Raw genomic sequence first — 23,714 nt, forward strand, 5'->3', positions numbered from 1 at the left:
ATGAGGCGCGCGCAGAACGCCCCGCACTGGGCCGATATCGGCGAGTCCACCTCGGTGGCCGGCGTACTGTTCCTGTGCTGGGTGCACCGCTGGTTCGGGCGCTGGCCGTTCCGCCTGTGCGTAGGGCCGGTGGTGGCCTGCCATTGGCTCGGCAACCGCGTCGGTCGCCAGGCCTCGATGCAGTACCTGCAGCGGTTGCAGGCGCATACCGGCGCGCTTGGCCATGCGCCGACCTGGCGCGACAGCCTGCGCCATTTCTTCAGCTTCGCCGACACGATGCTGGACAAGATTCTGGGCCTTGGCGGCCGCTATCCGCCCGAGCGCATCCGTCTGCAGCGCGACCTGGTGCTGGGCAAGATCGCGCGCCGCGAAGGCGGCCTGATCCTGACCGCGCACATCGGCTGCCTGGAACTGTGCCAGGTGCTGGCCGAGCAGGTGCCGGGGTTCCGCATTACCGTGCTGGTGCACACCGCGCACGCGCAGCGCTTCAACCGCCTGCTGCAGCGGCTGGACCCGCTGGCTGCGGTGGAGCTGGTGCAGGTCACCGAAATGGGCCCGGCCACGGCTGTGATGCTCGCCGAAAAGGTCGCCTCCGGTGGCTTCGTCGCCATCGTCGGCGACCGCGTGCCGGTGCAGGGCGGGCGCAGCGTGATGGCCGATTTCCTCGGCCACCGTGCGCCGTTCCCGATCGGCGCTTACGTGCTGGCGGCCGCGCTGGGCTGCCCGGTCTACACGATGTCGTGCCTGCACCAGGGCGACGGCTATCGGGTGGCATTCGAACAGTTCGCCGAGCGCGTGGTGCTGCCGCGCGGTTCGCGCGATGCCGCACTGGCCGAACAGGCGCAGCGCTTCGCGCACTGGCTGGAACTCCAAGTCATCCAGTCCCCGTTGGACTGGTTCAATTTCTTCCCCTTCTGGGATCAGGCTCCTCATGACGATTGACGCCGTACCCGTGTGCCGTTTCGGCGATGCACCGCTGACCATCGAAGACGTGGTCGCCCTGGCCCAGCGCAGATGCGAGGCCGCGCTGAGCGATGTGCCGGCGTTCCGCGCCCATATCCAGCGTGGTGCCGACTTCCTCGACCGCCTGCTGCGCGAGGATGGCGTCATCTACGGGGTGACCACCGGCTACGGCGATTCGTGCACGGTGAACATTCCGCCGGCACTGGTCGCCGAACTGCCGCACCACCTGTACACCTACCATGGCTGCGGCCTGGGCCGTTATCTGGACCCGGCCGAGACCCGCGCCGTGCTCGCCGCGCGCCTGGCCTCGCTGGTGCGTGGCATGTCCGGCGTCAGCGTGCCGTTGCTGGAAGGCCTGGCCACGCTGCTGCAGCACGATGTGCTGCCGTTGATTCCCGCCGAAGGTTCGGTGGGCGCCAGTGGCGACCTGACCCCGCTGTCGTACGTCGCAGCCGTGCTGTGCGGCGAACGCGAGGTGCTGCACGACGGCCGCGTGCAGCCGGCGGCCGAGGTGCTGGCGAAGATCGGCATGACCCCGCTGAAGCTGCGGCCGAAGGAAGGCCTGGCGATCATGAACGGCACGGCGGTGATGACCGGCCTGGCCTGCCTGGCCTGGCAGCGCGCCGACTACCTGGCGCGCATGGCCACGCGCCTGACCGCGTTCAACGTGCTGTCCAGCGACGGCAACGCGCACCACTTCGATGAAACTCTGTTCGCCGCCAAGCCGCACCCGGGGCAGTCGCGCATTGCCGCGCGCCTGCGCAGCGACCTGCACAGCGAGCGCCCGCCGCGCAACGAGCAGCGCCTGCAGGACCGCTACTCGCTGCGCTGCGCGCCGCACGTGATCGGCGTGCTGGAAGACACGCTGCCGTTCCTGCGCCAGCTGATCGAAACCGAGCTGAACAGCGCCAACGACAACCCGCTGATCGATGCCGACGGCGAGCGCATCCTGCACGGCGGCCACTTCTACGGCGGCCACATCGCGCTGGCGATGGATACGTTGAAGAACACCGTGGCCAACATCGCCGACCTGCTCGACCGGCAGCTGGCGCTGGTGGTCGATGCCCGCTACAACCACGGCCTGCCGGCAAATCTGTCGGCGGCCACCGGCCCGCGCGCAGCGATCAACCACGGCCTGAAGGCGCTGCAGATCAGCGTTTCGGCATGGACGGCGGAGGCACTGAAGCAGACCATGCCGGCCTCGGTGTTCTCGCGTTCCACCGAATGCCACAACCAGGACAAGGTCAGCATGGGCACCATCGCCGCGCGCGACTGCCTGCGCGTGATCGAACTGACTGAACAGGTGGTGGCCGCGATGCTGATCGCCGCCCGCCAGGGGCTGGCACTGCGCGAACGGGTTGGCATGAACGCGCAGTTGCATGGCAGTCTGGCCGACATGTACGCCGACCTGGGGCAGCGCATCGCCCTGGTCGAAGAAGACCGCGCGCTGGATCGCGAACTGCGGGAACTGCTGGTGGAGATCCGCGCGCAACGCTGGGAGCTGTATGTCGGTGAATGAAGGCAACGAACTGGTCGGCGAAATCGAGCTGGCCCCTGCGTTCCATGACTGCGATCCGATGAACGTGGTCTGGCATGGCAACTACTTCAAGTACTTCGAGATCGCCCGTTGTGCGTTGCTGAAACGCTACGACTACGACTATCCGCAGATGCTCGAATCGGGCTACCTGTGGCCGGTGGTCGATGCGCGGGTGAAGTACGTGCGGCCGCTGCTGTTCGGCCAGGCGCTGCGCGTGCGCTCGCGCATCGTCGAGTGGGAGAACCGGCTGAAGATCGAATACGAGATCCTCGATGCGGAAAGCGGCCAGGTGCTGACCCGCGCGATGACCATCCAGGTCGCGGTCGACGCGGCCAGCAAGGAAATGCTGTACCAGTGCCCGCCGGTGCTGTGGCAGCGTCTTGGAGTGCCTGCCCCGTGATCCGATCCCTTCGTCTCCCGCGCGTGCTGCTGTGCGCGCTGCTGCTGGTCGCCGCGCCGTTGGTGCAGGCGGCAGATCCCGCCGTCGATGCCATCACCCAGGCCGTCGCCCGGCCGGACGTGCTGCGCGGGCAGTTCACCCAGGAAAAGCAGGTCAGCGGTTTCAAGAACCCGCTGCGCTCGCAGGGCCAGTTCGTGGTCGCGCGCAAGCATGGCGTTATCTGGTCCACGCTCAAGCCGTTCCCGTCCGAGGTAGTGGTCACCGCCGACCGCATCCTCAGCCGCCAGCGCGATGGCAGCACCCGCGTCGAACTGGACGCGCGCCAGCAGCCAGCGATGCGCTCGGTCAACGCGATCATGTTCGCGTTGATGAGCGGCGACGTGCAGGCACTGTCCAGCCAGTTCAATGTCGAGGCCACGCGTGAAGGGCAGGGCTGGCGCCTGAAACTGACGCCGAAGTCGGCGATGCTGGCCAAAGCCTTCCAGTCGCTGACGTTGCAGGGCGACCGTTACGTGCGCCAGGTCGAGATCATCGAAGCCAACCAGGATCGCACCCGCATCCAGTTCACCGCGCTGAGCGAAGCGCCGGCCACGTTGAACGCCGACGAGGCGCGCCGCTTTGAGTGACAGCGCCGCACCGGATCGCCTGCGCCGCTGGTGGCACTGGCTGGGCATCGCCTGGCTGTTGCTGTTGCTGGTGCTGGGCGCGCAGCAGTGGCGCCTGTGGAGCCAGGAGTCGCGGATCGACACCGACATCCTCGCCCTGCTGCCGCAGGACGCGCATGACCGTCTGCTCAGCGACGTCACCCGGCGCATCGCCGATGGCAGCTCGCGGCAGGTGGTGGTGCTGCTCGGCAGCACCGACGGAGCCGCTGCCAAGCGCGCGCAGGCGGCGTTCGCTGCGGCGATGGCCAGCGATGCCGACAGCGCGCTGCTGGTGCCGAGTGGTTCGATCGAAGGCTGGTTCGATGACGCGCGTGCGTTCTACGCACCGTACCGCGACCGCCTGCTGACCCCGGCCCAGCGCGAGCAGCTGCAACAGGCCGAACCCGCTGCGCTGGCCGAACAGGCGCTGGGTGCGCTGTACGGCCCGATGGGCGCGCCGCGCCTGACCGAGTGGCGGCAGGATCCGCTGTCGCTGTGGCCACAGTGGTGGCAGCAGCAGGCGCAGGGCTCCGGGCTGCGCCTGGGCGATGACGGTCTGCTGGAGGCCGAGGGCAAGCACTGGGCGGCGCTGCAGTTCGATACGCCGGGCTCGGCCTTCAGGCTCGATGGCGAGCGCCATCTCGACGGCCTGCTCGAACGCGCCGGACAGGCGGCCAAGGCCGCTGCGCCGGATCTGGAGATCCTGCATGCCGGCGTGCCGTTGCATGCCGAAGCGGCCGCGGTGCAGGCCAACCAGGAGATCAACACCATCGGCTGGGGTTCGCTGGCCGCGGTGCTGCTGCTGGTGTGGCTGGCATTCCGCTCGCTGCGGCCGATCCTGCTGGTCGCCGCCTCGCTGCTGATCGGTTGTGGCGTGGCGCTGGCGGTCACCGTGCTGGTGTTCGACAAGGTGCATGTGCTGACCCTGGTGTTCGGTGCTTCGCTGGTTGGCGTGGCCGAGGACTACGGCATCCACTGGTTCGCTTCGCGCCAGGCCGAGCCGGCCGACCGCCGCTGGAAGCTGCTGCGGCATCTGCTGCCAGGCCTGTGGCTTGCCCTGCTGACCAGCGCGCTGGCCTACCTGGCACTGGGCCTGGCGCCGTTCCCCGGCCTGCGGCAGATGGCGTTGTTCTCGGTGGTCGGCCTGGCCGCTGCCTTCCTCACGGTGATCTTCTGGTTCCCGTGGCTGGACGGTGGCGAGATCCGTACCACCCGCTTCGCGCAGTGGCTGGGCAATACGCTGGAGCGTTTCCCGCGCCTGCACGGGCGTCGCCCGGTGGCGATCTTCCTCGGCATGGCCGCGCTGGTGTCGGCCATCGGCATCGCGCGCCTGCAGAGCAATGACGACCTGCGCAGCCTGCAGTCGTCACCACCGGCACTGATGGCCCAGCAGATCCGCCTCAGCCAGCTGCTGGGCATGCCCAGCCCGGCGCAGTTCTACCTGGTGCAGGGCCGCGATGCCGCACAACTGTTGCAACGCGAAGAAGCGCTGACCACGCGCCTGCGTGAACTGACCCACGACAAGCGCATCGGCGGCTACCGCGCGATCAGCGACTGGCTGCCGTCGCCCGCGCGACAGCAGGCCGATGCGGCGCTGACCGCCCGGGTGGAACCGGGTGTGCTGGCCGCGGTTGGCGAAGCAGTGGGCGAGCCCCTGCAGCGCCCTGCATTCGCAGCAGCGCCGCTGAGCGCCGAGGCCTTCCTCGCTTCGCCGGCCTCGCAGCCATTCCGCCACCTGTGGGTGGGCAACGTAGGCGGGCAGATGATCAGCGTGGTGATGGTCGATGACCTGTCACGTGCCGATGCGCTGGCCACCCTGCGTGGCGCTGCCGAAGGACTGGACGGCGTGCGCTGGGTCGACCGCACCGCTGATTTCTCGCAGCTGCTCGGCCATTACCGCAAGCTGATGGGCGGCCTGCTGCTGGTCGGCATCGTGCTGGTGTTCGGCGCCCTGTGGCTGCGCTATCGGCGCCAGGCCTGGCGCGTGTTCGCACCCACCCTGGTGGCCGGTGCGCTCACTCTGGGCCTGCTTGGACTGTTCGGCCAGCCGCTGCAGCTGTTCAACGTGCTGGCTCTGATGCTGCTGCTGGGCATGGGCATCGACTACGGCATCTTCCTGATCGAGCACCGCGGCGATGCCAGTGCGTGGCTGGCGGTGTGCGTGGGTGCGGCCAGCACCTGGCTGTCGTTCGGCCTGCTGGGTCTTTCGCAGACGCCGGCGCTGCGCGCGTTCGGGCTCACCCTGCTGTTCGGCATCGGCCTGGTCTGGCTGATCTCGCCGCTGTTCCGGCCGCCACCGCATGACGTGCCGCCGGCCTGAACGGACACGCTTCATTCCGATTCCTCCGCTTTTCCACCTGATCGAGCAACAAGGACGCACCGATGACTACTGCTGTGGATGCCGCTGATTCTTCCAGCCACGAAGACGTGGAACGTACCGAAATCCTGATCATCGGCGCCGGCCCGGCCGGTTCGGTGGCCGCGGCGATGCTGCGCCAGCAGGGGCGCAAGGTGCTGATGCTGGAGCGCCAGCAGTTCCCGCGCTTTTCCATCGGCGAGAGCCTGCTGCCGCAGAGCATGGAATACATCGAGGCGGCCGGTCTGCTGCAGGACGTGGTCGAGGCGGGCTTCCAGTACAAGAACGGCGCGGCCTTCGTGCACGGGGACGCGCGCACCGCGTTCGACTTCAGGAAGAAGTTCTCGCCGGGTTGGGGCACCACCTACCAGGTGCAGCGCGCCGACTTCGACAACGTGCTGGCGCGTGGTGCCGAGCGCATGGGTGCGACCCTGCGCTTCGGCGACGAAGTGCTGGCGGTCGAGCCGGGCGAACAGCCGGTGGTGAACGTGCGCCGCCCGGATGGCAGCGAGTACCGCATCGAAGCCGATTTCATCCTCGACGCCTCCGGCTTCGCGCGCCTGCTGCCGCGCCTGCTCAACCTGGAATCACCGTCCAACTTCCCGGTGCGTGGCGCCATCTTCTGCCACGTGCGTGACAACATCCCGGCCGAAGCGGATTTCGACCGCAACAAGATCCTGATCACCACCCATCCCGAGCATATCGACGTCTGGTACTGGACGATCCCGTTCTCCAACGGTTGCTGCTCGCTGGGCGTGGTGGCCGAACCGTCATTCTTCGAACGCTACGAAGGCGACGACCTGCAGAAGCTGCAGGCCATCGTCGGCGAAGACCCGAACCTGACCTCGCTGCTGGCCAACGCCGAATGGGCCGTGCTGCCGGTGCGCCGCATCACCGGCTATTCGGCCAACGTCAGCTCGCTGTGGGGCCCGGGCTATGCGCTGCTGGGCAACGCCGGCGAATTCCTGGATCCGGTGTTCTCCTCCGGCGTCACCATCGCGTTCAAATCCGCGCAGCTGGCCAGCGAATGCCTGAAGCGCCGCTACGCGGGTGAAACGGTCGACTGGGAACGTGAATTCTCGGTTCCGCTGCGTGCCGGTGTGAAAACCTTCCGCCGCTTCGTCGAAAGCTGGTACCAGGGCGGCTTCCAGAAGATCATCTACCACCCCGACCAGCAGCCGCAGGTGCGCGACATGATCAGCTCCATCCTGGCCGGCTACGCCTGGGACACCAACAATCCGTATGTGGCCGACGACAGCGGCCGCCGCATGCGCGTGCTGGAGGAACTGTGCAGCGCTTGATCGTCCGCCTTTCTGCGGTCCTGCTGTGCCTGCTGCTGGCCGCCTGTGCCAGCCGCATGCCGCGGCCGCTGGTCGAACTGCCGCCGTTGCGGCTGGCGCCGTCCAGCCTGCCGGCGCCGTTGGCCCTGCAGCAGCAGCTGCACTTCCGCTTCGGCAGCCACGAGCGTGATCTGGACGCGCTGCTGGAGGCAGATGCGCAGCAGGTGCAGCTGGCCGTGCAGGCGATGGGCCAGACCGGCGTGCGCCTGCAGTGGGACGGCAAGCAGCTGACCCAGCAGCGTGCACCTTGGCTGCCGCCACAGGTGCGTGCCGAGCGCGTGCTGGACGATCTGCAGTTCGCGCTGTGGCCCACCGCCGCGATTGCCGCCGCGCTGCCGGCCGGCTGGCAGGTGAGCGATGACGGCCGCCAGCGCAGCCTGTCGCGCGACGGCACCGTGTGGCTGCAGCTGCAGCGCCTGGACGATGGCAGCGTGCAGCTGGACAACCGCGCCGAGGGCTACACGCTGCGCATCGAATCGATCGACATGGCCGGCCAGCAATGAAGAGTGCGCCCATTTTCCTCAACGACCTCGGCATGGTCTGCGCACTGGGCGAGGGCCGCGCCGCAGTCGCCGCTGCGATGTTCGCTGATGCGCCCGGCGGGCTGAGCGACAACGCCACCCTGCTGCCAGGTCGCACCCTGGCGCTGGGCGAAGTGCACAGTCCGCTGCCGACGCTGGAAGCCCTGCCGGTGTCCCTGCGGGGACGCAACAACGCCCTGCTGGACGTGGCATTGGCGCAGATCGCACCGGCCATTGCCGATGCCATCAGCCGTTACGGTGCCGAGCGCGTGGCCGTGGTGCTGGGTACCAGCACCTCGGGCATCGGTGAATCCGAACAGGCGCTGCGTACCCGCGCCGAACACGGCCATTGGCCCGAAGGGTTCGATTACGCACAGCAGGAAATGGGTACCGCCGCGCAGTTCGTGCGAACCCGCAGCGGTGCGCTGGGCCCGGCCTGGACGCTGTCCACGGCCTGTTCGTCCAGCGCCAAGGCGTTGATGTCGGCCGCGCGCATGCTGCGGTCGGGCGTCGTCGATGCGGTCATCGCTGGCGGTGCCGATTCCCTGTGCCGGTTCACCGTCGCCGGATTCAGCGCGCTCGAATCGGTCTCCGCAGTGCGCTGCAATCCGTTCTCGCAGCATCGCTGCGGGATCAACATCGGCGAGGGCGCCGCGCTGTTCCTGCTGACCCGCGAACCGGGTGCGGTCAGCCTGGCCGGTTGGGGTGAGTCGGCCGACGCGCACCATATGTCCGCACCGGACCCGCAGGGTCTGGGCGCCATCGATGCCCTGCAGCAGGCGTTGCAGCGCGCCGGTTGGGCGCCTTCGGAAGTGGATTACGTGAATCTGCATGGCACCGCGACCGGCCACAACGACGCGATGGAAAGCCTGGCGGTGGCACAGGTGCTGGGCACCGATGTGCCCGCCAGTTCGACCAAGCCACTGACCGGCCACACGCTGGGTGCATCCGGTGCGATCGAAGCGGCGCTGTGCTGGATCCTGCTGGCCGAGAATCCGCAGCAGCAGCTGCCGCCGCACTGGTGGGATGGCGTGGCCGATCCGGCGCTGCCGGCGTTGCCGCTGGTAGCGCCCGCGACCTTCCTGCCGCAGCTGCCGCGGCGGGTGCTGAGCAATTCGTTCGCCTTCGGCGGCAGCAATGCCGTGCTGGCACTGGAGCGCCGATGAACCTGCCGCTGTATGCCATTGAAGATGTGGTGCCGCACCGCCAGGACATGTGCCTGCTGGACCGCATCCTGCGCTGGGACCAGGAGAGCATCGAGGCGGAACTGGTGGTGCCCGAGGCCGGTCTGTTCATTGAAGACGGTGCCGTCCCGGCATGGGTCGGCATCGAATATATGGCCCAGGCCATCGCGGCGTGGGCCGGTTGCCGTGCGCGCACGGCCGGCAACCCGCCGCAGCTGGGTTTCCTGCTCGGCAGCCGGCGCTATGCCAGCACGCGCAGCAGTTTCCCCAGCGGCACCCGCCTGCAGGTACAGGCGCGTTGCGAACTGTTGGGCGACAATGGATTAGGGATGTTCGCCTGCCGCATTCTGGCAGGCGGGGAAGAATGGGCGGTTGCCAACGTGTCGGTGTTCGAACCGGCCGACTCGATGGCCTATCTGGAGAGTGGACAGGCATGACAGGAAATCGAAGCGTGCTGGTGACCGGCGCGAGCCGGGGCATCGGCCGGGCCATTGCGCTGCGTATCGCGCGCGATGGCTTCGACGTGGTGGTGCATTGCCGCAGCCGTGTGGAGGAAGCACAGGCGGTGGCCGACGAGATCCAGGCACTGGGCCAGCAGGCCCGCGTGCTGGCCTTCGACGTGGCCGACCGTGCCGCCGCGCGCGCCGCGCTGGAAGCGGACGTGGAGGCACATGGCGCCTACTACGGCGTGGTGTGCAATGCCGGCATCGCCCGTGACGGCGCCTTCCCGGCACTGTCCGAGGACGACTGGGACCAGGTGATCCACACCAACCTGGACGGCTTCTACAACGTGCTGCATCCGCTGATCATGCCGATGGTGCGGCGGCGCAAGCCCGGCCGCATCGTCACCCTGTCCTCGGTGTCCGGCGTGGCCGGCAACCGTGGCCAGGTCAATTACAGCGCGGCCAAGGCCGGCATCATCGGTGCCAGCAAGGCATTGGCGCTGGAGCTGGCCAGCCGCCAGATCACCGTCAACTGCGTGGCCCCTGGCCTGATCGAGACCGACATGCTCAACGAAGAAGTGGTCGAACACGCATTGAAGCTGATCCCGGCCGGCCGCGTCGGCCGTCCCGAGGAAGTGGCGGCCACGGTCGCGTTCCTGCTGTCCGAGCCGGCCGGCTACATCACCCGCCAGGTGATCTCGGTCAACGGGGGGATGATCTGATGGCCGTCGATCGTCGCGTGGTGGTCACCGGTGCCGCGGCCATCAGTCCGCTCGGCCATGACTGGCCGACCATCCAGGCCCATCTGCGCAGCTGCCGCAACGCGGTGCGTTCGATGCCGGAATGGGATGTGTATGCGGGCCTGAACACCAAGCTGGCCGCGCCGGCGCAGGACTATGAGCTGCCGCCGAACTACAACCGCAAGACCACCCGCTCGATGGGCAAGGTCGCGATCATGTCGGTGCGCGCCACCGAGGTCGCCCTGCGTGAGGCGGGCCTGTTCGAGCACCCGGTGCTGCGCAGCGGCCGTACGGGCGTGGCCTACGGCTCATCGTCAGGCAGCCACGAGGCCACCGGCGAGTTCGGCCGCATGCTGCATGAGTTCACCACCGACGGCATCAGCGCCACCACCTACCTGAAGATGATGAGCCACACCGCGCCGGTCAACATCGGCGTGTTCTTCGGCTTGTCCGGGCGTGTCTACACCACCTCCAGCGCCTGTACGTCGGGCAGCCAGGGCGTGGGCGCAGGCTACGAAGCGATCCGCAGCGGCAAGCAGACGGTGATGGTGGCCGGTGGCGCCGAGCAGCTCGACGCCACTGCCGCGGCAGTGTTCGACACCCTGTTCGCCACCAGCACGCGCAACGACGCGCCGCACACCACCCCGCGTCCGTTCGATGCCGGCCGCGATGGCCTGGTACTGGGCGAGGGTGCCTGCACGCTGATCCTGGAGGACCTGGAGCACGCGCAGGCACGCGGCGCGACCATCCTTGCCGAGATCGTGGGCTACGGCACCAACAGCGACGGCCAGCACGTCACCCAGCCCAGCGCCGACACCATGGCCCAGGCCATGCGCCTGGCATTGGAAGACGCCGGCCTGCAGCCGGCGCAGATCGACTACGTGAACGCCCACGGCACGGCCACCGACCACGGCGACATTGCCGAGACCCAGGCCACCGCCCAGGTGTTCGGCAGCCGCGTGCCGATCAGCTCGCTGAAGAGCTACGTCGGCCACATGCTGGGCGGTTGCGGTGCGTTCGAAGCCTGGATGAGCATCGAGATGATGCGCGCCGGCTGGTTCGCGCCGACCCTGAACCTGGTCGAGGTGGACCCGCGCTGCGGCCAGCTCGACTTCATCACCGGGCAAGGCCGCGAGCTGCAGGCCGAGTACGTGATGAGCAACAACTTCGCCTTCGGCGGCATCAACACCTCGCTGGTGTTCCGCCGCTGGAGCGCGTGATCCCGCCGTACCCGCACCTCAACAAGGAGACGTTCCGATGCGCCGCACCCTGCTGATCGCCACTGCCACCGCGCTGCTGGCCCTGACTTCCACCGCTTCGGCGCGCGATACCCGCGTCGAACAGTCCCTGCGTGAGCTGATCAGTTCGCAGGCCGCCAAAGATGCCGGCATCGACGGCAGCGTGCGCTTCTACCTGGCCGGCCAGCCGGTCAGCGTGCAGCAGCGCCTGGGCGAAGACGTGACCAACAAGAAGACCAACGCCGCCAACAAGAGCGACGTCGAGGCCTGCAACTGGGTCGCGCTGTCGGCGCTGCTGGCGCTGCAGGACGGTGCCAAGTCGCGCGGCGCCAACGCCGTGGTCGACATCGTCAGCTACTACAAGAAGAACGAGTTCAAGAGCGCGACCAACTACGAGTGCTGGGCCGGCACCTTCGTCGCCGGCGTGGCCTTGAAGGGCACCTACGCCAAGGTCAAGTAAGCCATCGCTGTCCCCGGCACGGGGTGCCGGGGCAACGTTCCACAGGGGGAACACCATGAATGTGATGACCGCCGCTGCCTTGGCAGCGGCTTTCGCGTGCGCGCCTGCGCTGCAGGCCCGGGCTGCGGATGCACCCATCCGCGTCGCTGCCGACATTCCCTACCGCACCGACGTGGGCGGCGAACTGATCCGCAACGAGTGCCGGTTTGGCAGCTATCTCAGCGACAGCATCGTGCGCCATGCTGCCGGCAAGGTCGTGGCCGCGCCGCAGGAGGGCAGCGAAAGCAGGCGCCTGGACATCGTGGTGACCAAGGCCCATGCCGCCGGTGGCGGTGCCATCTCCGGGCCGAAGTGGGGCCGCATTTATGGCGAGCTGAAGGAGGACGGCCGCGTGGTCGGCAATTTCAGCTTCAAGCGCACCACCAGCCGGCCCTTCACCTTCCGCGCCTGCACCACGCTGAAGCTGATCGCCGAAGCGCTGGGCGGCGATGTGGCGCGCTGGCTTGAACAACCCACCTTCGATCCACTGATGACCGAAGAAGTGGCGGCCAACTGAGCGCGCCCGCTGGCTGAACGGCGCCGCCACATTGCTGAACCTCACCGGGGAAACGCCGTCGATCACGCCGCCATCGTCACGTGACGCCTTTCCCCGGTGTCGGCTTTCCGACACAATCACGGCTCTTCCCGGGTTATCGTCCCGTGGACATGCACGCCTACGTCTATAAAAGCCAACTCAAGCCGGACACCTACGTCTATCTCGCCCGACGCGATGACTTCAGCGCGTTGCCTGCGCCGCTGTCGGCGTCGTTGGGTTCGCTCGTCTTCGTGCTGGACGTGACCCTGGACGCGCAGCGCCAGCTGGCCCAGGCCGATCCGGCCAAGGTGCGCAGCGAACTGACCGAGCGCGGGTTCTACCTGCAGGTGCCGCCGTCGGTGAGCAGCATGATGCTGCGCCACTATGACTGAGCTTTCCCGATCCCGCGCCCTGTCGCTGGCCTTCATCCTCGGTGCCTTGCTGGCGCTGGGTTCTGCGCTGGGTGGCCTGCCCGGCGCGGTGCTGGCGGCGCTGGCGCAACCGGCGTTCGCGCTGGGGATCTCGTGGTGGCGGCGCAGCCGTGCGCTGCTGCCGCCGAAGGTGATCGCCCGCCAGGACTTGCCGGCGTTGCTGGCACTGTGGACCGCCGCGCCGTTGCTGCTGGCCCTGCTGCTGGCCTGGCCGCTGGCCGCGCTGCGCGACAGCGGCAGCCTGGCCGCGGTGCTGGGCCTGAGCGTGCTGGTCAGTGCCGGCCTGCTGGCGGCTTGGCGCACCTGGCCGCTGTGGAACGATGTCGAGCGTCTCGATGGTGGCCTGGCCCAGCATTGGCAGGCGTTGGCCGGTCGTGACCTCAGCGCCTGGCGTGGCCTTGGCGCGGCAGCACTGGTGATGGCCCTGGCGGCACTGGTGGTACTGCCGACCTGGCCGGACCTGCTGCCGGCAAGCGCGCGTTGGCCGTCGGCACTGGCGGTGCTGCTGCTGTCGCCGCTGCTGCATCTGCTGCTGCAGCGCATTGCCCCGGCGCCGCTGGTCTCGCTGCGCAGTCCGCTTGGCGCTGAACTGCCGGTCGATCGCGAAACGCTGTTCAGCGCGGTCGTGGACACCACGCCGCTGGAGGCCCTGGCGCCGCAGGAGCTGACCCCCGCCCTGTACGAAGCCGCACGCCACGGCCGCATCGACCGTGCGCTGCAGCTGCTGCAGGCCGGCGCTGATCCGTATTCCCTGCCTGACCCGAACTGGCGCGACCAGCGCAGCCTGGCGGTGCTCGCCGCTGTCCTGCCGGACCTGCGCCTGCTGCGTGAGCTGATCGGCCGCGGCGTCGATGTGAACGCGCCGCATCGCGGCATGACCCCGCTGCTGGCCGCCACCCGCGACAGCTGGCATGGGCGTCCGGAAGCGGTGATGACCCTGCTGGCCAACGGTGCCGATTCGCGCGCCACCGACAGCGACGGCAACACGCCACTGCACCACGCCGCCCGCAGTTCCGACCCGGGCGTGGCCGCGCTGCTGCGCGATGCAGCGGCTGAAGTCGACGCGCTGAACCGTGATGGCTGGTCGCCGTTGGCGGTGGCCTGCCAGGTCGGCAACTGGCGCCTGGCGCGCTTCCTGCTGGAGCGCGGCGCGCGCAGCGAACCGGCCGACGGCACCCCGGTGCTGCTGGCCGCGGCCGCCACCGAGGACGACGATCCGGCCGGCGTACAGCTGCTGCTCAAGCACAAGGCGCGCGCCGACGCGCGTGACCGCCAGCGCCGCAGCGCGCTGCATGAAGCAGCACTGGCCGGCCACGTGGACATCATCGGCGTGCTGCTTGCCGCCGGTGCCAACCTGGAAGCGCGCGACGCGCTCGGCCGTACCCCCTGGCTGGAAGCGGCCCGTGCCGGTCGCGCCGCCGTGGTCGAGCACCTGCTGCCGCACAAGCCCGACCTGATCGCTGTCGACACCGATGGCCGCAACGCGGTGCTGCTGGCAACGATGGCCGAGGACGTTTCGCCGCTGTTGATCAAGCGCCTGCTGGAACTGGGCATCGCTGCCGACGGCAGCGATCCGGCCGGCCGACGCGCGGTGGACTACGCCGCCGAAGCCGGTCGCTGGGCGATCGTCGCCCTGTTGGATCCGTCCTATCCGCTGCCTGCCGCCGTCAGCGATGGCCTGGCCGAGCGCGGTGAGACGGCCAGTGCCAGCGGCCTGCTGCCCGATCGCCCGCCGTTGACCCTGTTGCGCGAGGCGCTGGGGTTCGGCAATACCGATGGCATGGCCGCACTGGCCAGGCTGTGCCAGCCGGAAGAACTGGGTGGCCTGCTGCTCGATCCGGAGCTGGCGCTGGAGCCGCGTGCGGTCGACTGGCTGCTCGCCCACGGTGCCGATCCGTACGTGCGTGACGCCTGTGCCGATACACCGATGTTCGCGCTGCTGTCGCGTGGCATCGATGCCGTGCCGGCCCTGCAGGTGATGCTGCAGCATGGCCTGTCGCCGGCCGGCCGTGGTGGCCTGGCGCGTTTCCTGGCCGCCTGTGCGCAGCACGACCAGGCGGCGCGTGGCCTGGAACAGCTGGCGCTGGAACTTCTGGAACGTGGCGCCGATCCGTTTGCCGCCTCGCCCGCCGGTGATCCGCCGCTGTCACTGGCGGTGCGCCTGGGGTGGCTGCGCCTGCAGCAGGCGCTGCTTGCCACTGGCGTGGACCGCGAAGCACGCGACAGCCATGGCATGACCGCCTTGCATCTGGCCACCGCACTGGCGCGCGAAAGCGCCCTGAAGCTGCTGGTGCAGCACGGCGCCTCGCCCGAAGCCCGTGCTGCCGACGGGCAGACGCCGCTGGGCGTGGCGCTGTCGATCGGTCGTCGCGATCTGGCCGACTGGCTGGACTGGCGGGTCTGGCCGCTGCCGCGCAGGACCCTGCGCGAAGGCGATCTGCCGGCCGCCGCGATGGCCGGTGATGTCGATGCCGTGCGTCGTTTGAATGATCTGGGCTTTGCCATCGACGCCGTCGATGCGCAGGGCTGCACCGCGCTGCTGCGCGCAGCCGGCGGTGGCCATCTGGCCGTGGTCGACCTGCTGCTGGCGCGTGGCGCCGATCCGCAGCACGCCGCTGCCAGTGGTGCGACACCGTTGTCGGCGGCGGTCAGCATGCGCCAGGTCGAGATCGTCTCGGCCCTGCTCGACGCCGGGGCGCAGCTTGAACACCGCCTGCCAGGCGGGGTCACCGTGCTGATGCTGGCCGCGGCGCTGGGCCTGCCGGACATCGTGGCGCGTCTGCTCACCGCCGGTGCCAACGTGCATGCTGGCGATGCCCAGCAGCTGGCACCGCTGCACTGTGCAGCCCTGTATGGCTTCAGTGCGCGCGACCGTTCGCGCCTGCTGGCGCTGCTCGATACCCTGTTGCTGGCCGGTGCAGAGCCGGACCAGGCCGCCGCCGGTGCGGTCACGCCACTGCTGCTGCTGTTGGGCGCGCGCGCCGAGCCGGGCACCGCCTGCGATGAGCAGGTGGTGATGGCGGCTGTCGAGCGCCTGCTGGATGAGGACGTAAGCCTGGATGTACGCGATCCGCGTGGCTTCGGCCCGTTGCACCTGGCCGCCCTGCACGGGCTGCCGCTGCTGGTGCAGCGCCTGCTGCGCGCCGGTGCCGATCCGGAAGCGCGTGATGGCTTGAACCGCAGCCCGCGCGAGATCGCGGTGATGCGCGGCTTCATCGACGTCGCCGCCGAGTTCGAGCCGCGCGTGCCGGGCGTATCGTCGATGGCCAGGTTCCTGCGCGACAACGGCTGACCGGCCCGGGGGTCGGATCCCTTTCCAACGGAAAGGGCTCTGACCCCACCACGCAGTAGATCCACGCCATGCGTGGATGATCGTGCGGCGAAACAGAGAAACATCCACGCATGGCGTGGATCTACTTGTCGTCGCTTTCCGCGTCCGCTTCGAACAGGTGCATCAGGTCGTTGCGGGCATCGCGCGAGGTCTGGATCACCGCCGCCTCGTCGTCGTAGACCAGGTACTGGTCGCGCAGCAGCTTCTCGTCATGTTCGCGGAACTGCTGCACATGGCGCTCGGCCACGTTCGGGGCCACGCCCAGCGCGGTCAGCACACGCCCGCTCATTTCCAGGCTGGTGCCGAATACTTCGCGGAACGGTTCGGCCGACATGTCCATCAACCGCCACGCATGCTGGCGGTTGCGTGCGCGTGCCAGCACCGTCGCATCCGGGTACAGGCGGCGCACCATGCGCACCGCGCGCAGGTTGGTTTCCGGGTCGTCCACGGTGATCACGAACACGTCGATGTGCTCGCCACCGGCGGCGCGCAGCATCTCCGGCCGGGTCGGGTCGCCGTAGTACAGCTGGTTGCCGAAGCGGCGCAGGTCGGCCACCGTGTCCGGGTTCGCTTCCAGCGCCACGAACGGCACCTTCTGCGCGGTCAGCAGGCGCGCGATCACCTGGCCGAAGCGGCCCATGCCGGCAATCAGCACCTTCGGCCGATTGTCCGGCGCCACCTTGTCGGCCTCCGCCGCCTGGCGTGGCGCGGCCTTCTCTTCGCCGAGCAGGCGCATCAGGGCGATCATCAGCAACGGGGTGATCGCCATCGACAGGCCGACGATCGCCACCAGCCGGTCATGGTTGGCATTGCCCAGCAGGTGCGCACGCTGCGCTTCGTTGAACACCACGAAGGCGAATTCGCCGCCCAGCCACAACACGCTGCCCAGCAGCAGCGACTGCCGGGAACTGAGCTTGGCGATGCGGCCGATGGCGTACAGCAGGCTGAACTTCACCACCAGCAGGATCGCCACACCCGCGGCGATCATCCACGGCTCGGCGGCGATGCGGTCCAGGTCGATGCCCATGCCCACGGCGATGAAGAACAGGCCCAGCAGCAAGCCCTTGAACGGCTCGATCTGCGATTCCAGCTCGTGCCGGAATTCCGAATCGGACAGCAGCACGCCGGCCAGGAATGCTCCCAGGCTGGGGCTCAGGCCAGCTTCCTGCATGAACCAAGCGGTGCCCAGTACCACCAGCAGCGCAGTGGCGGTGAACACTTCCGGGCTGCGGGTGCGCGCGATGATGCCGAACAAGCGGCGCAGCACCGGCCGCCCGCACAGGATCACCACCGCCAGCGCGCCCAGCGCGACGGCCGCATCTTCCCAGCGCAGCGTCTCGTTCTTGACCCCACCCAGCAGCGGAATCGCAGCCAGCAGCGGAATGGCGATCAGGTCCTGGAACAGCAGGATGGCAAACCCCAGCCGGCCGTGGTCGCTGTTGATCGCCTTGTGCTCGGACAGCAGCTGCAGGCCGACCGCGGTCGACGACAGCGCCAGTGCCACGCCCACCACCAGCGCGCTCTTCCACTGGAAGTGATCGAGCAGCAGCAGGCCGCCCAGCACCAGCCCGGACAGCGCCACCTGCGCTGCGCCCGCACCGAACACCGAGCGCCGCATCACCTTCAGCCGGGCAGGGGACAGCTCCAGCCCGATCACGAACAGCAGCATCACCACGCCGATCTCGGCCGCGCCGAGGATGCGGTCGGCATCCTGCACGAAGCCGAGGCCATCCGGCCCCAGCACCACGCCGGCCGCCAGGTAGCCCAGCACCGCGCCGAAGCCGAACTTCTTGAACACCGGCACCGCGATCACCGCGGCCAGCAGCAGCACCAGTGCCAGTTCCAGACCACCGCTATGCATGGGAATACCTGGTCATCGGAAGGCCGGCTGTGCGTCCGTTCGGCGGGGGGGGGGAGCGCGGCGGATGCCACTTGGCCATTATGCGCGCGCGGCTGTGTACGCACGAGAACGGCAGTGGGCCCCTTGCCCGGTCACCGGCGGCGGGTTGACCTGTACCGGTCGCCGGTCCAGACTGCCCGCCGCTGCCGGCATGTCCGTCAGTACACCCCTCCGGAGTCCCCAACCCATGTCCAGCGACAGTAGAAGTCGACCTCGGTCGACGCCAGCGATGGCCACCGCCTGATATCGGGACGGTTTGCCTGCGTTGGCGTTGCGCGATGTCGCACCCCATGAAGGCGAATCACCATGAACCAGAAGCAATTGCTGCGTCCGGTGGCCGATGCCGCAGCATTGTCGGCACCGCTGGCGAACTACAACACCGCTGACGCGGTGGAATTCCTCAACACGCTCGAACTGGAGCGCGCCGCCGAGACGCTGGCTGCGCTGTCGTTGCCGCGTGCAGTGAAGATGCTGGAGGCGCCGGAGCTGCACCGCAGTGGCGAACTGGTTGCCGCGCTGCCGCCGGCACGCGCCGCCGCGCTGCTGGGGTTGATGGCCGACGACCGTGCCACCGACATCGTCCACGAGCTGGATGAAGAAGAACGCGCGCGGCTGATTCCGCTGCTGGGCAACGAAGCCCGGCAGACCATCCAGAAGCTGCTGAGCTACCCGCCGAACACCGCCGGTGCGTTGATGACCACCGAGTTCGTCGCCGTGCCCGCCACCTGGACCGTGGCCCAGACCCTGCAGCACATCCGCCAGGTCGAGCGCACGCGCGAGACCGTGTATGCGATCTACGTCCTGGACCCGGGCAACCAGCAGCTGCAGCAGGTGGTGACCATGCGCCGGCTGATCACCGGCCTGCCGGAGGAATCGATCCTGGACGTGGCCCAGGTCAATCCGCCGGTGATGGTGGATGCGCAGATGGACCAGGAAGACGTGGCGCGACTGATCCGCCGCCACGATCTGCTGGCGATTCCGGTGGTGGACGCGCAGCAGCACATGCTCGGCATCGTCACCGTTGATGACATCCTCGACGCACTGATCGAAGAGTCCACCGAAGACGCGCACAAGTTCGGCGGCATGGAAGCGCTGGACAAGCCGTACATGCAGATCGGCTTCTTCGAGATGCTGCGCAAGCGCGCCGGCTGGCTGAGCGTGCTGTTCGTGGGCGAGATGCTGACGGCCAGCGCGATGCAGCACTACGAGGACGAACTGGCGCGCGCGGTGGTGCTGACTCTGTTCATTCCGTTGATCATGAGCTCGGGCGGCAACTCCGGTTCGCAGGCCACTTCGCTGCTGATCCGCAGCCTGGCCCTGCGCGAGCTGCGCCTGCGCGACTGGTGGAAGGTGGCCCTGCGCGAAGTGCCCACCGGCATGGTGCTCGGCGCCATCCTCGGCTGCCTGGCCATCGTACGCATCGTGATCTGGCAGCTTGGTGGCTTCCATGACTACGGCGAGCACTGGATCCTGCTGGCGATCACCATCGGCGCCGCGCTGGTGGGCATCGTCACCTTCGGTTCGCTGTCCGGGTCGATGCTGCCCTTCATCCTCAAGCGGCTGGGCTTCGACCCGGCCAGCGCCTCGGCCCCGTTCGTCGCCACCCTGGTGGATGTGACCGGGCTGGTGATTTATTTCAGCATCGCCGCGATGATCCTGCACGGCACCCTGCTGTAGGCGCGGGTCGGATCCCTTCGCTTGGCGAAGGGCTCTGACCCCATCACCATGGAATTTGGGTACCGTAGGCACATGAGTACCTACCACCTGCAGTCCGTGTTCCGTCCGCAGTCGGTCGCGGTGATCGGCGGCAGCCCGCGTGAACGCTCGGCCGGCCGCGCCGTGATGCGCAACCTGCGTGGCACCGGCTTCCCTGGCAAAGTGGCATGGATCAACCCGCGCCATGCCGAGATCGATGGCATCCGCACGGTAAAGCGGTTGAAGGACCTGGACTGGGTACCGGAACTGGTGGTGATCACCGCGCCGGCCGCCATCGTGCCGCAGGTGGTACGCACCGCCGCCGAACGTGGCGTGCAGGCCGCGATCATCCTCACCGCGCATCTGGGTGAAGGCCCGGGTTCGCCGTGGGCACAGGTAGAGGCCGCCGCGCGCGCGCATGGCCTGCGCATCCTCGGCCCGCACTGCCTGGGCGTGATCGCACCGCATGCACGGCTCAATGCCAGCATCGCCGCGCATTTCCCGCAGGCCGGCGACCTCGCGCTGATCTCCGAATCCTCGGCGATCGCCGCCGCCCTGGTGGAGTGGGGCGTGGCACGTTCGGTGGGGTTCTCCGCCGTGGTTTCGCTGGGCGACACCATGGACGTGGACTTCGGCGACCTGCTGGACTATTTCGCTACCGATTACCGCACCCGCGCCATCCTGCTCTACGTCGAGCAGATCAAGGACGCCCGCAAGTTCATGTCGGCCGCACGTGCCGCTGCGCGTGCCAAGCCGGTGGTGGTGGTGAAGTCCGGCCGCGCCGAAAGGGTGCAGCCGGGCAGCGCCGATACCCACGTGCAGGCGCTGGCGCGCGCCGATGATGTCTACGGCGCGGCATTCAACCGTGCCGGCCTGCTGCGGGTGAGCGCGCTGGACGAACTGTTCACCGCGGCCGAATCGCTGGGCCGCCTCGGTACCTTCCCCGGTCGTCGCCTGGCCATCCTCAGCAATGGCGGCGGTGTCGGCCACCTGGCGGTGGACCAGCTGATCGCCCTGCATGGCACGCTGGCGCAGCTGTCCGACAGCACCGTGCAGAAGCTCGATGCGGTACTGCCGCAGGGCTGGTCGCGCAGCAACCCGGTCGACATCGTGGTCGATGCCGATGGTGATCGCTATGCCACGGCCATCGAGGCGCTGCTGGCCGACAACGAGAACGATGCGGTGCTGGTGGTCAACGTGCCCACGGCGTTCACCTCCTCGGCCGACGCCGCGCAGGCACTGACCCGCACGCTCGGCCTGCGCCCGCGCCATCACCGCGACAAGCCGGTATTCGCGGTGTGGCTGGGCAACGACGACCAGGCCACCGCCACCCTCAATGCAGCGCGCGTGCCGACCTATCCCACCGAAGCCGAGGCCGTGCGCGGTTTCCAGCATCTGGTGCGTTACCGCGAAGCACAGAATGCGTTGATGGAAACGCCGCCGAGCCTGCCGCAGGACTTCAGCGTGGACACCGTGCGTGCACGTGCGCTGGTCGAGGCCGCGCTGGCCAACGGTCAAGGCTGGCTGGATCCGCTGGCCACCCACGAACTGCTGAAGGCCTACGGCATCCCCTCTGCGCCGGTGATGCACGCGCGCGATGCGCACGAGGCGATGGACCTGGCACAGCCGCTGCTGGAGCGTGGTGCGACCGTCGCGCTGAAGATCCTGTCGCCCGATATTCCGCACAAATCCGAAGTGGATGGCGTGCGCCTCAATCTGGCAACGCTGCCTGCGGTGCAGAGCGCGGCCAAGGCGATCCTTGCCCGTGCGCGACAGCTGCGACCGGACGCGCGCATCGACGGCCTGCTGGTGCAGCCGACCATCGTCCGCCCGAAGGCACGCGAGCTCATCGTCGGCATCGCCGACGACGCCACGTTCGGCCCGGTGATCGTGGTCGGTCGTGGTGGCACGGCGGTGGAAGTGATCAACGACAAGGCACTGGCACTGCCGCCGCTGGACCTGCGCCTGGCCCACGAGCTGATCGGCCAGACCCGGGCCTCGCGCATCCTCAAGGCCTACGGCGATGTGCCAGCGGCCGACGAGCGCGCGCTGGCGTTGGCGCTGGTCAAGCTGGCGCAGCTGGCGGCAGACATTCCCGAAGTGCGCACGCTGGACATCAACCCGCTGCTGGTCGACAGCAAGGGCATCCTGGCGCTGGACGCACGCGTGGCGGTGGCCCCGTCGCGCATCCTGCACAAAGGGCGTGGCCATCCGCGCTTCGCCGTGTTCCCGTATCCGAAGGAATGGGAGCGCACCATCGAACTATCCGATGGCGGTCGCGCCTTCGTACGCCCGGTGCGGCCGGAAGATGACGCGTTGTTCCGCGCGTTCTTCGCGCGCGTCAGTGACGAGGATCTGCGCCTGCGCTTCTTCCAGTCGGTCAAGCACTTCAGCCACGAGTTCATTGCCCGCCTGACCCAGCTGGACTACGCGCGCTCGATCGCCTTGGTGGCCATTGAGCCGCGCACCGGTGAAATGCTCGGTGCGGTGCGACTGCATGCCGATGCGGACTATCACCGCGGCGAGTACGGCATCCTGATCCGCTCGGACCTGAAGGGCCACGGCATCGGCTGGCGCCTGATGGCGATCATGATCGAGTACGCCAAGTGGCTGGGCCTGGACGTGGTGGAAGGCCAGGTGCTGCGCGAGAACAGCACCATGCTGGCGATGTGCCAGAGCCTGGGCTTCAAGACCCGGCTGGACCCGGACGATCCGACGGTGATGATGGTGACGTTGCCGGTGCAGCAGGTCGAGGTCCCCGACGTCCCACCGGTGGCGTGACCGTGACGGTAGCGCCGGGCCATACCCGGCGGAATATCGGATTCAACGCAGCGGCTCGACCACCACCGCCGTGCCATAGCACAGCACTTCGGTCAGCCCGGTCATCACATCGGTGGCGTCATAGCGCATGCCGATGATCGCGTTGGCACCCAGCTGCCGCGCGTGCCGCACCATGTCGCGGTAGGTTTCCTCGCGCGCCTGCTCGCACAGCTCGGTATAGATGGTGATGTTGCCGCCGAAGATCGTCTGGAGGCCGCCGAGCAAGTTGCCCACGATCGAGCGCGAGCGCACGGTGATGCCGCGCACCACGCCCAGATTGCGCGCGATGCGGAAGCCGGGCAGCTCGAAGGCGGTGGTCACCATCGAATCATCGAGGCGCGCTGCGGAGGTGGTGGGAGTGCCACTGTTGTAGGGATCGGCCATGGGTGTCTGGTCGTCTTGTGGGATTGAAGGCGCCACAATACCGCCATGACCGACCGTATTCCCCTGCTGCTGCTCCCCGGCCTGCTCAACGATGCCGAACTCTGGCGCGCGCAGCTGGCCGACCTGGCCGATATCGCCGACTGCACCGTGGGCGACCAGACCCGGGGCGAGACCCTGCAGGCGGTGGCCGAGGACGTGCTGGCGCAGGCGCCCCCGCGATTCGCGCTGGCCGGTTTCTCACTGGGCGGCTTCGTCGCCCAGCAGATCCTGCGCACCGGGCCGGAGCGCGTGCTGCAGCTGGCCCTGATCGACACCTCGATCCATGCCGACTCCCCGGAACGTGCCGAACAGCGCCGCAGCCAGCGTGCCAGCGTGCGCCTGCCGGGGAAATTCCATGGCTTTGGCGATGTGCTGATGCGCAGCTACATCGATGCCTCGCGGCTGGACGACTACGTGCTGGTGCAACGTGTGCGCGACATGACCGCGCGATTGGGTGCGGAAGTGTTCCTGCGGCAGAGCGCGCTGGAGCGCCGTGATGGTCACGACGTGCTGGCCAGCTACCGCGATCCGCTGCTGATCGTCTGTGGTGCGAACGACCGCATCACGCCGTTGGCGGTGAGCGAAGAGATACACGCGCTGGTGCCACATTCGCAGTTGGTGGTGGTGCCCGATTGCGGGCATCTGGCGCCGATGGAAAAGCCGGATGAAGTCAGTGCGGCGATGCGTGGGTGGTTGTTGCAGGGCGAGGGCTGA

20 protein-coding genes are annotated in these 23,714 nt (G+C 68.4%); 18 read left to right on the top strand and 2 right to left on the bottom strand.

The features are described from left to right. The 15 genes from MRBLST15_RS17095 (at position 1) to MRBLST15_RS17165 (ending at position 16,123) form a co-directional block, all read left to right on the top strand. Positions 1 to 942, top strand: coding sequence for an acyltransferase (locus MRBLST15_RS17095; protein ID WP_367786966.1), 942 nt, complete (start codon positions 1 to 3; stop codon positions 940 to 942). Next, on the top strand, positions 932 to 2,482 hold the full coding sequence (locus tag MRBLST15_RS17100) for an HAL/PAL/TAL family ammonia-lyase (RefSeq protein ID WP_265951665.1): 1,551 nt from the start codon (positions 932 to 934) through the stop codon (positions 2,480 to 2,482). Before MRBLST15_RS17095 ends, MRBLST15_RS17100 begins: the two co-directional genes overlap by 11 nt. Next, the gene (locus MRBLST15_RS17105) at positions 2,469 to 2,900 is read left to right on the top strand and encodes an acyl-CoA thioesterase (RefSeq protein WP_033832524.1); all 432 of its coding nucleotides are present in this window, start codon (positions 2,469 to 2,471) and stop codon (positions 2,898 to 2,900) included. Before MRBLST15_RS17100 ends, MRBLST15_RS17105 begins: the two co-directional genes overlap by 14 nt. Next, positions 2,897 to 3,526: an outer membrane lipoprotein carrier protein LolA gene (locus tag MRBLST15_RS17110; RefSeq protein ID WP_251474322.1), complete on the top strand. Its 630-nt coding sequence runs from the start codon at positions 2,897 to 2,899 to the stop codon at positions 3,524 to 3,526. The genes MRBLST15_RS17105 and MRBLST15_RS17110 overlap by 4 nt, the downstream gene beginning before the upstream one ends. Continuing rightward, the gene (locus MRBLST15_RS17115; RefSeq protein ID WP_367786968.1) at positions 3,519 to 5,864 is read left to right on the top strand and encodes an MMPL family transporter; all 2,346 of its coding nucleotides are present in this window, start codon (positions 3,519 to 3,521) and stop codon (positions 5,862 to 5,864) included. The genes MRBLST15_RS17110 and MRBLST15_RS17115 overlap by 8 nt, the downstream gene beginning before the upstream one ends. Positions 5,865 to 5,926: 62 nt before the next feature. Beyond that, entirely contained in the window at positions 5,927 to 7,201 is a 1,275-nt protein-coding gene (locus MRBLST15_RS17120; RefSeq protein ID WP_099559810.1) for an NAD(P)/FAD-dependent oxidoreductase, read from the top strand. Further along, on the top strand, positions 7,189 to 7,743 hold the full coding sequence (locus MRBLST15_RS17125; RefSeq protein WP_265951662.1) for a DUF3261 domain-containing protein: 555 nt from the start codon (positions 7,189 to 7,191) through the stop codon (positions 7,741 to 7,743). Before MRBLST15_RS17120 ends, MRBLST15_RS17125 begins: the two co-directional genes overlap by 13 nt. Beyond that, positions 7,740 to 8,927, top strand: a complete 1,188-nt coding sequence (locus MRBLST15_RS17130) for a beta-ketoacyl-[acyl-carrier-protein] synthase family protein (RefSeq protein WP_265951661.1) — start codon at positions 7,740 to 7,742, stop codon at positions 8,925 to 8,927. The genes MRBLST15_RS17125 and MRBLST15_RS17130 overlap by 4 nt, the downstream gene beginning before the upstream one ends. After that, positions 8,924 to 9,382 (top strand): hotdog family protein, encoded by a 459-nt coding sequence (locus MRBLST15_RS17135; RefSeq protein ID WP_265951660.1) that lies wholly within the window; start codon positions 8,924 to 8,926, stop codon positions 9,380 to 9,382. The genes MRBLST15_RS17130 and MRBLST15_RS17135 overlap by 4 nt, the downstream gene beginning before the upstream one ends. Beyond that, positions 9,379 to 10,110, top strand: a complete 732-nt coding sequence (locus tag MRBLST15_RS17140; RefSeq protein WP_099819873.1) for a 3-ketoacyl-ACP reductase FabG2 — start codon at positions 9,379 to 9,381, stop codon at positions 10,108 to 10,110. Before MRBLST15_RS17135 ends, MRBLST15_RS17140 begins: the two co-directional genes overlap by 4 nt. Beyond that, entirely contained in the window at positions 10,110 to 11,348 is a 1,239-nt protein-coding gene (locus MRBLST15_RS17145; RefSeq protein WP_367786972.1) for a beta-ketoacyl-ACP synthase, read from the top strand. Before MRBLST15_RS17140 ends, MRBLST15_RS17145 begins: the two co-directional genes overlap by 1 nt. Positions 11,349 to 11,385: 37 nt before the next feature. Then, positions 11,386 to 11,826: a hypothetical protein gene (locus tag MRBLST15_RS17150; protein ID WP_025877987.1), complete on the top strand. Its 441-nt coding sequence runs from the start codon at positions 11,386 to 11,388 to the stop codon at positions 11,824 to 11,826. A gap of 55 nt (positions 11,827 to 11,881) precedes the next feature. After that, entirely contained in the window at positions 11,882 to 12,382 is a 501-nt protein-coding gene (locus tag MRBLST15_RS17155) for a hypothetical protein (protein WP_367786974.1), read from the top strand. A gap of 149 nt (positions 12,383 to 12,531) precedes the next feature. Then, positions 12,532 to 12,792, top strand: coding sequence for a YcgL domain-containing protein (locus tag MRBLST15_RS17160; RefSeq protein ID WP_265951676.1), 261 nt, complete (start codon positions 12,532 to 12,534; stop codon positions 12,790 to 12,792). Further along, complete coding sequence (locus MRBLST15_RS17165; protein WP_367786976.1) at positions 12,785 to 16,123, top strand: ankyrin repeat domain-containing protein; 3,339 nt, start codon at positions 12,785 to 12,787, stop codon at positions 16,121 to 16,123. Before MRBLST15_RS17160 ends, MRBLST15_RS17165 begins: the two co-directional genes overlap by 8 nt. Positions 16,124 to 16,244: 121 nt before the next feature. Here the strand turns inward: MRBLST15_RS17165 and MRBLST15_RS17170 are convergent, their stop codons facing one another. Next, complete coding sequence (locus tag MRBLST15_RS17170; protein WP_180164995.1) at positions 16,245 to 18,023, bottom strand: monovalent cation:proton antiporter-2 (CPA2) family protein; 1,779 nt, start codon at positions 18,021 to 18,023, stop codon at positions 16,245 to 16,247. Positions 18,024 to 18,368: 345 nt separating this feature from the next. Here MRBLST15_RS17170 and mgtE point away from each other — a divergent pair, with 345 nt between their 5' ends. Next, positions 18,369 to 19,739, top strand: coding sequence for a magnesium transporter (gene mgtE / locus MRBLST15_RS17175; protein WP_265951655.1), 1,371 nt, complete (start codon positions 18,369 to 18,371; stop codon positions 19,737 to 19,739). Positions 19,740 to 19,811: 72 nt separating this feature from the next. Next, on the top strand, positions 19,812 to 22,538 hold the full coding sequence (locus MRBLST15_RS17180; RefSeq protein ID WP_367786979.1) for a bifunctional acetate--CoA ligase family protein/GNAT family N-acetyltransferase: 2,727 nt from the start codon (positions 19,812 to 19,814) through the stop codon (positions 22,536 to 22,538). 42 nt (positions 22,539 to 22,580) lie between these two features. Here the strand turns inward: MRBLST15_RS17180 and MRBLST15_RS17185 are convergent, their stop codons facing one another. Further along, complete coding sequence (locus MRBLST15_RS17185) at positions 22,581 to 22,961, bottom strand: YbjQ family protein (protein WP_100462026.1); 381 nt, start codon at positions 22,959 to 22,961, stop codon at positions 22,581 to 22,583. Between the two features lie 45 nt (positions 22,962 to 23,006). Between MRBLST15_RS17185 and MRBLST15_RS17190 the strand changes: the two genes are divergently transcribed. Continuing rightward, positions 23,007 to 23,714: an alpha/beta fold hydrolase gene (locus MRBLST15_RS17190; protein WP_367786981.1), complete on the top strand. Its 708-nt coding sequence runs from the start codon at positions 23,007 to 23,009 to the stop codon at positions 23,712 to 23,714.

Source organism: Stenotrophomonas sp. LST15-1-1.1 (assembly GCF_040815575.1).
Taxonomy (GTDB): Bacteria; Pseudomonadota; Gammaproteobacteria; order Xanthomonadales; family Xanthomonadaceae; genus Stenotrophomonas; species Stenotrophomonas lactitubi_B.

Excerpts from the sequence above, each read along its gene's own strand:
- MRBLST15_RS17135 (WP_265951660.1), top strand. The coding sequence starts at position 8,924 with ATGAACCTGCCGCTGTATGCCATTGAAGATGTGGTGCCGCACCGCCAG.
- MRBLST15_RS17190 (WP_367786981.1), top strand. The coding sequence starts at position 23,007 with ATGACCGACCGTATTCCCCTGCTGCTGCTCCCCGGCCTGCTCAACGAT.
- MRBLST15_RS17130 (WP_265951661.1), top strand. The coding sequence starts at position 7,740 with ATGAAGAGTGCGCCCATTTTCCTCAACGACCTCGGCATGGTCTGCGCA.
- MRBLST15_RS17180 (WP_367786979.1), top strand. The coding sequence starts at position 19,812 with ATGAGTACCTACCACCTGCAGTCCGTGTTCCGTCCGCAGTCGGTCGCG.
- MRBLST15_RS17155 (WP_367786974.1), top strand. The coding sequence starts at position 11,882 with ATGAATGTGATGACCGCCGCTGCCTTGGCAGCGGCTTTCGCGTGCGCG.
- MRBLST15_RS17185 (WP_100462026.1), bottom strand. The coding sequence starts at position 22,961 with ATGGCCGATCCCTACAACAGTGGCACTCCCACCACCTCCGCAGCGCGC.
- MRBLST15_RS17150 (WP_025877987.1), top strand. The coding sequence starts at position 11,386 with ATGCGCCGCACCCTGCTGATCGCCACTGCCACCGCGCTGCTGGCCCTG.
- mgtE (WP_265951655.1), top strand. The coding sequence starts at position 18,369 with ATGAACCAGAAGCAATTGCTGCGTCCGGTGGCCGATGCCGCAGCATTG.
- MRBLST15_RS17140 (WP_099819873.1), top strand. The coding sequence starts at position 9,379 with ATGACAGGAAATCGAAGCGTGCTGGTGACCGGCGCGAGCCGGGGCATC.
- MRBLST15_RS17105 (WP_033832524.1), top strand. The coding sequence starts at position 2,469 with ATGTCGGTGAATGAAGGCAACGAACTGGTCGGCGAAATCGAGCTGGCC.
- MRBLST15_RS17095 (WP_367786966.1), top strand. The coding sequence starts at position 1 with ATGAGGCGCGCGCAGAACGCCCCGCACTGGGCCGATATCGGCGAGTCC.
- MRBLST15_RS17100 (WP_265951665.1), top strand. The coding sequence starts at position 932 with ATGACGATTGACGCCGTACCCGTGTGCCGTTTCGGCGATGCACCGCTG.
- MRBLST15_RS17160 (WP_265951676.1), top strand. The coding sequence starts at position 12,532 with ATGCACGCCTACGTCTATAAAAGCCAACTCAAGCCGGACACCTACGTC.
- MRBLST15_RS17120 (WP_099559810.1), top strand. The coding sequence starts at position 5,927 with ATGACTACTGCTGTGGATGCCGCTGATTCTTCCAGCCACGAAGACGTG.
- MRBLST15_RS17170 (WP_180164995.1), bottom strand. The coding sequence starts at position 18,023 with ATGCATAGCGGTGGTCTGGAACTGGCACTGGTGCTGCTGCTGGCCGCG.
- MRBLST15_RS17145 (WP_367786972.1), top strand. The coding sequence starts at position 10,110 with ATGGCCGTCGATCGTCGCGTGGTGGTCACCGGTGCCGCGGCCATCAGT.
- MRBLST15_RS17165 (WP_367786976.1), top strand. The coding sequence starts at position 12,785 with ATGACTGAGCTTTCCCGATCCCGCGCCCTGTCGCTGGCCTTCATCCTC.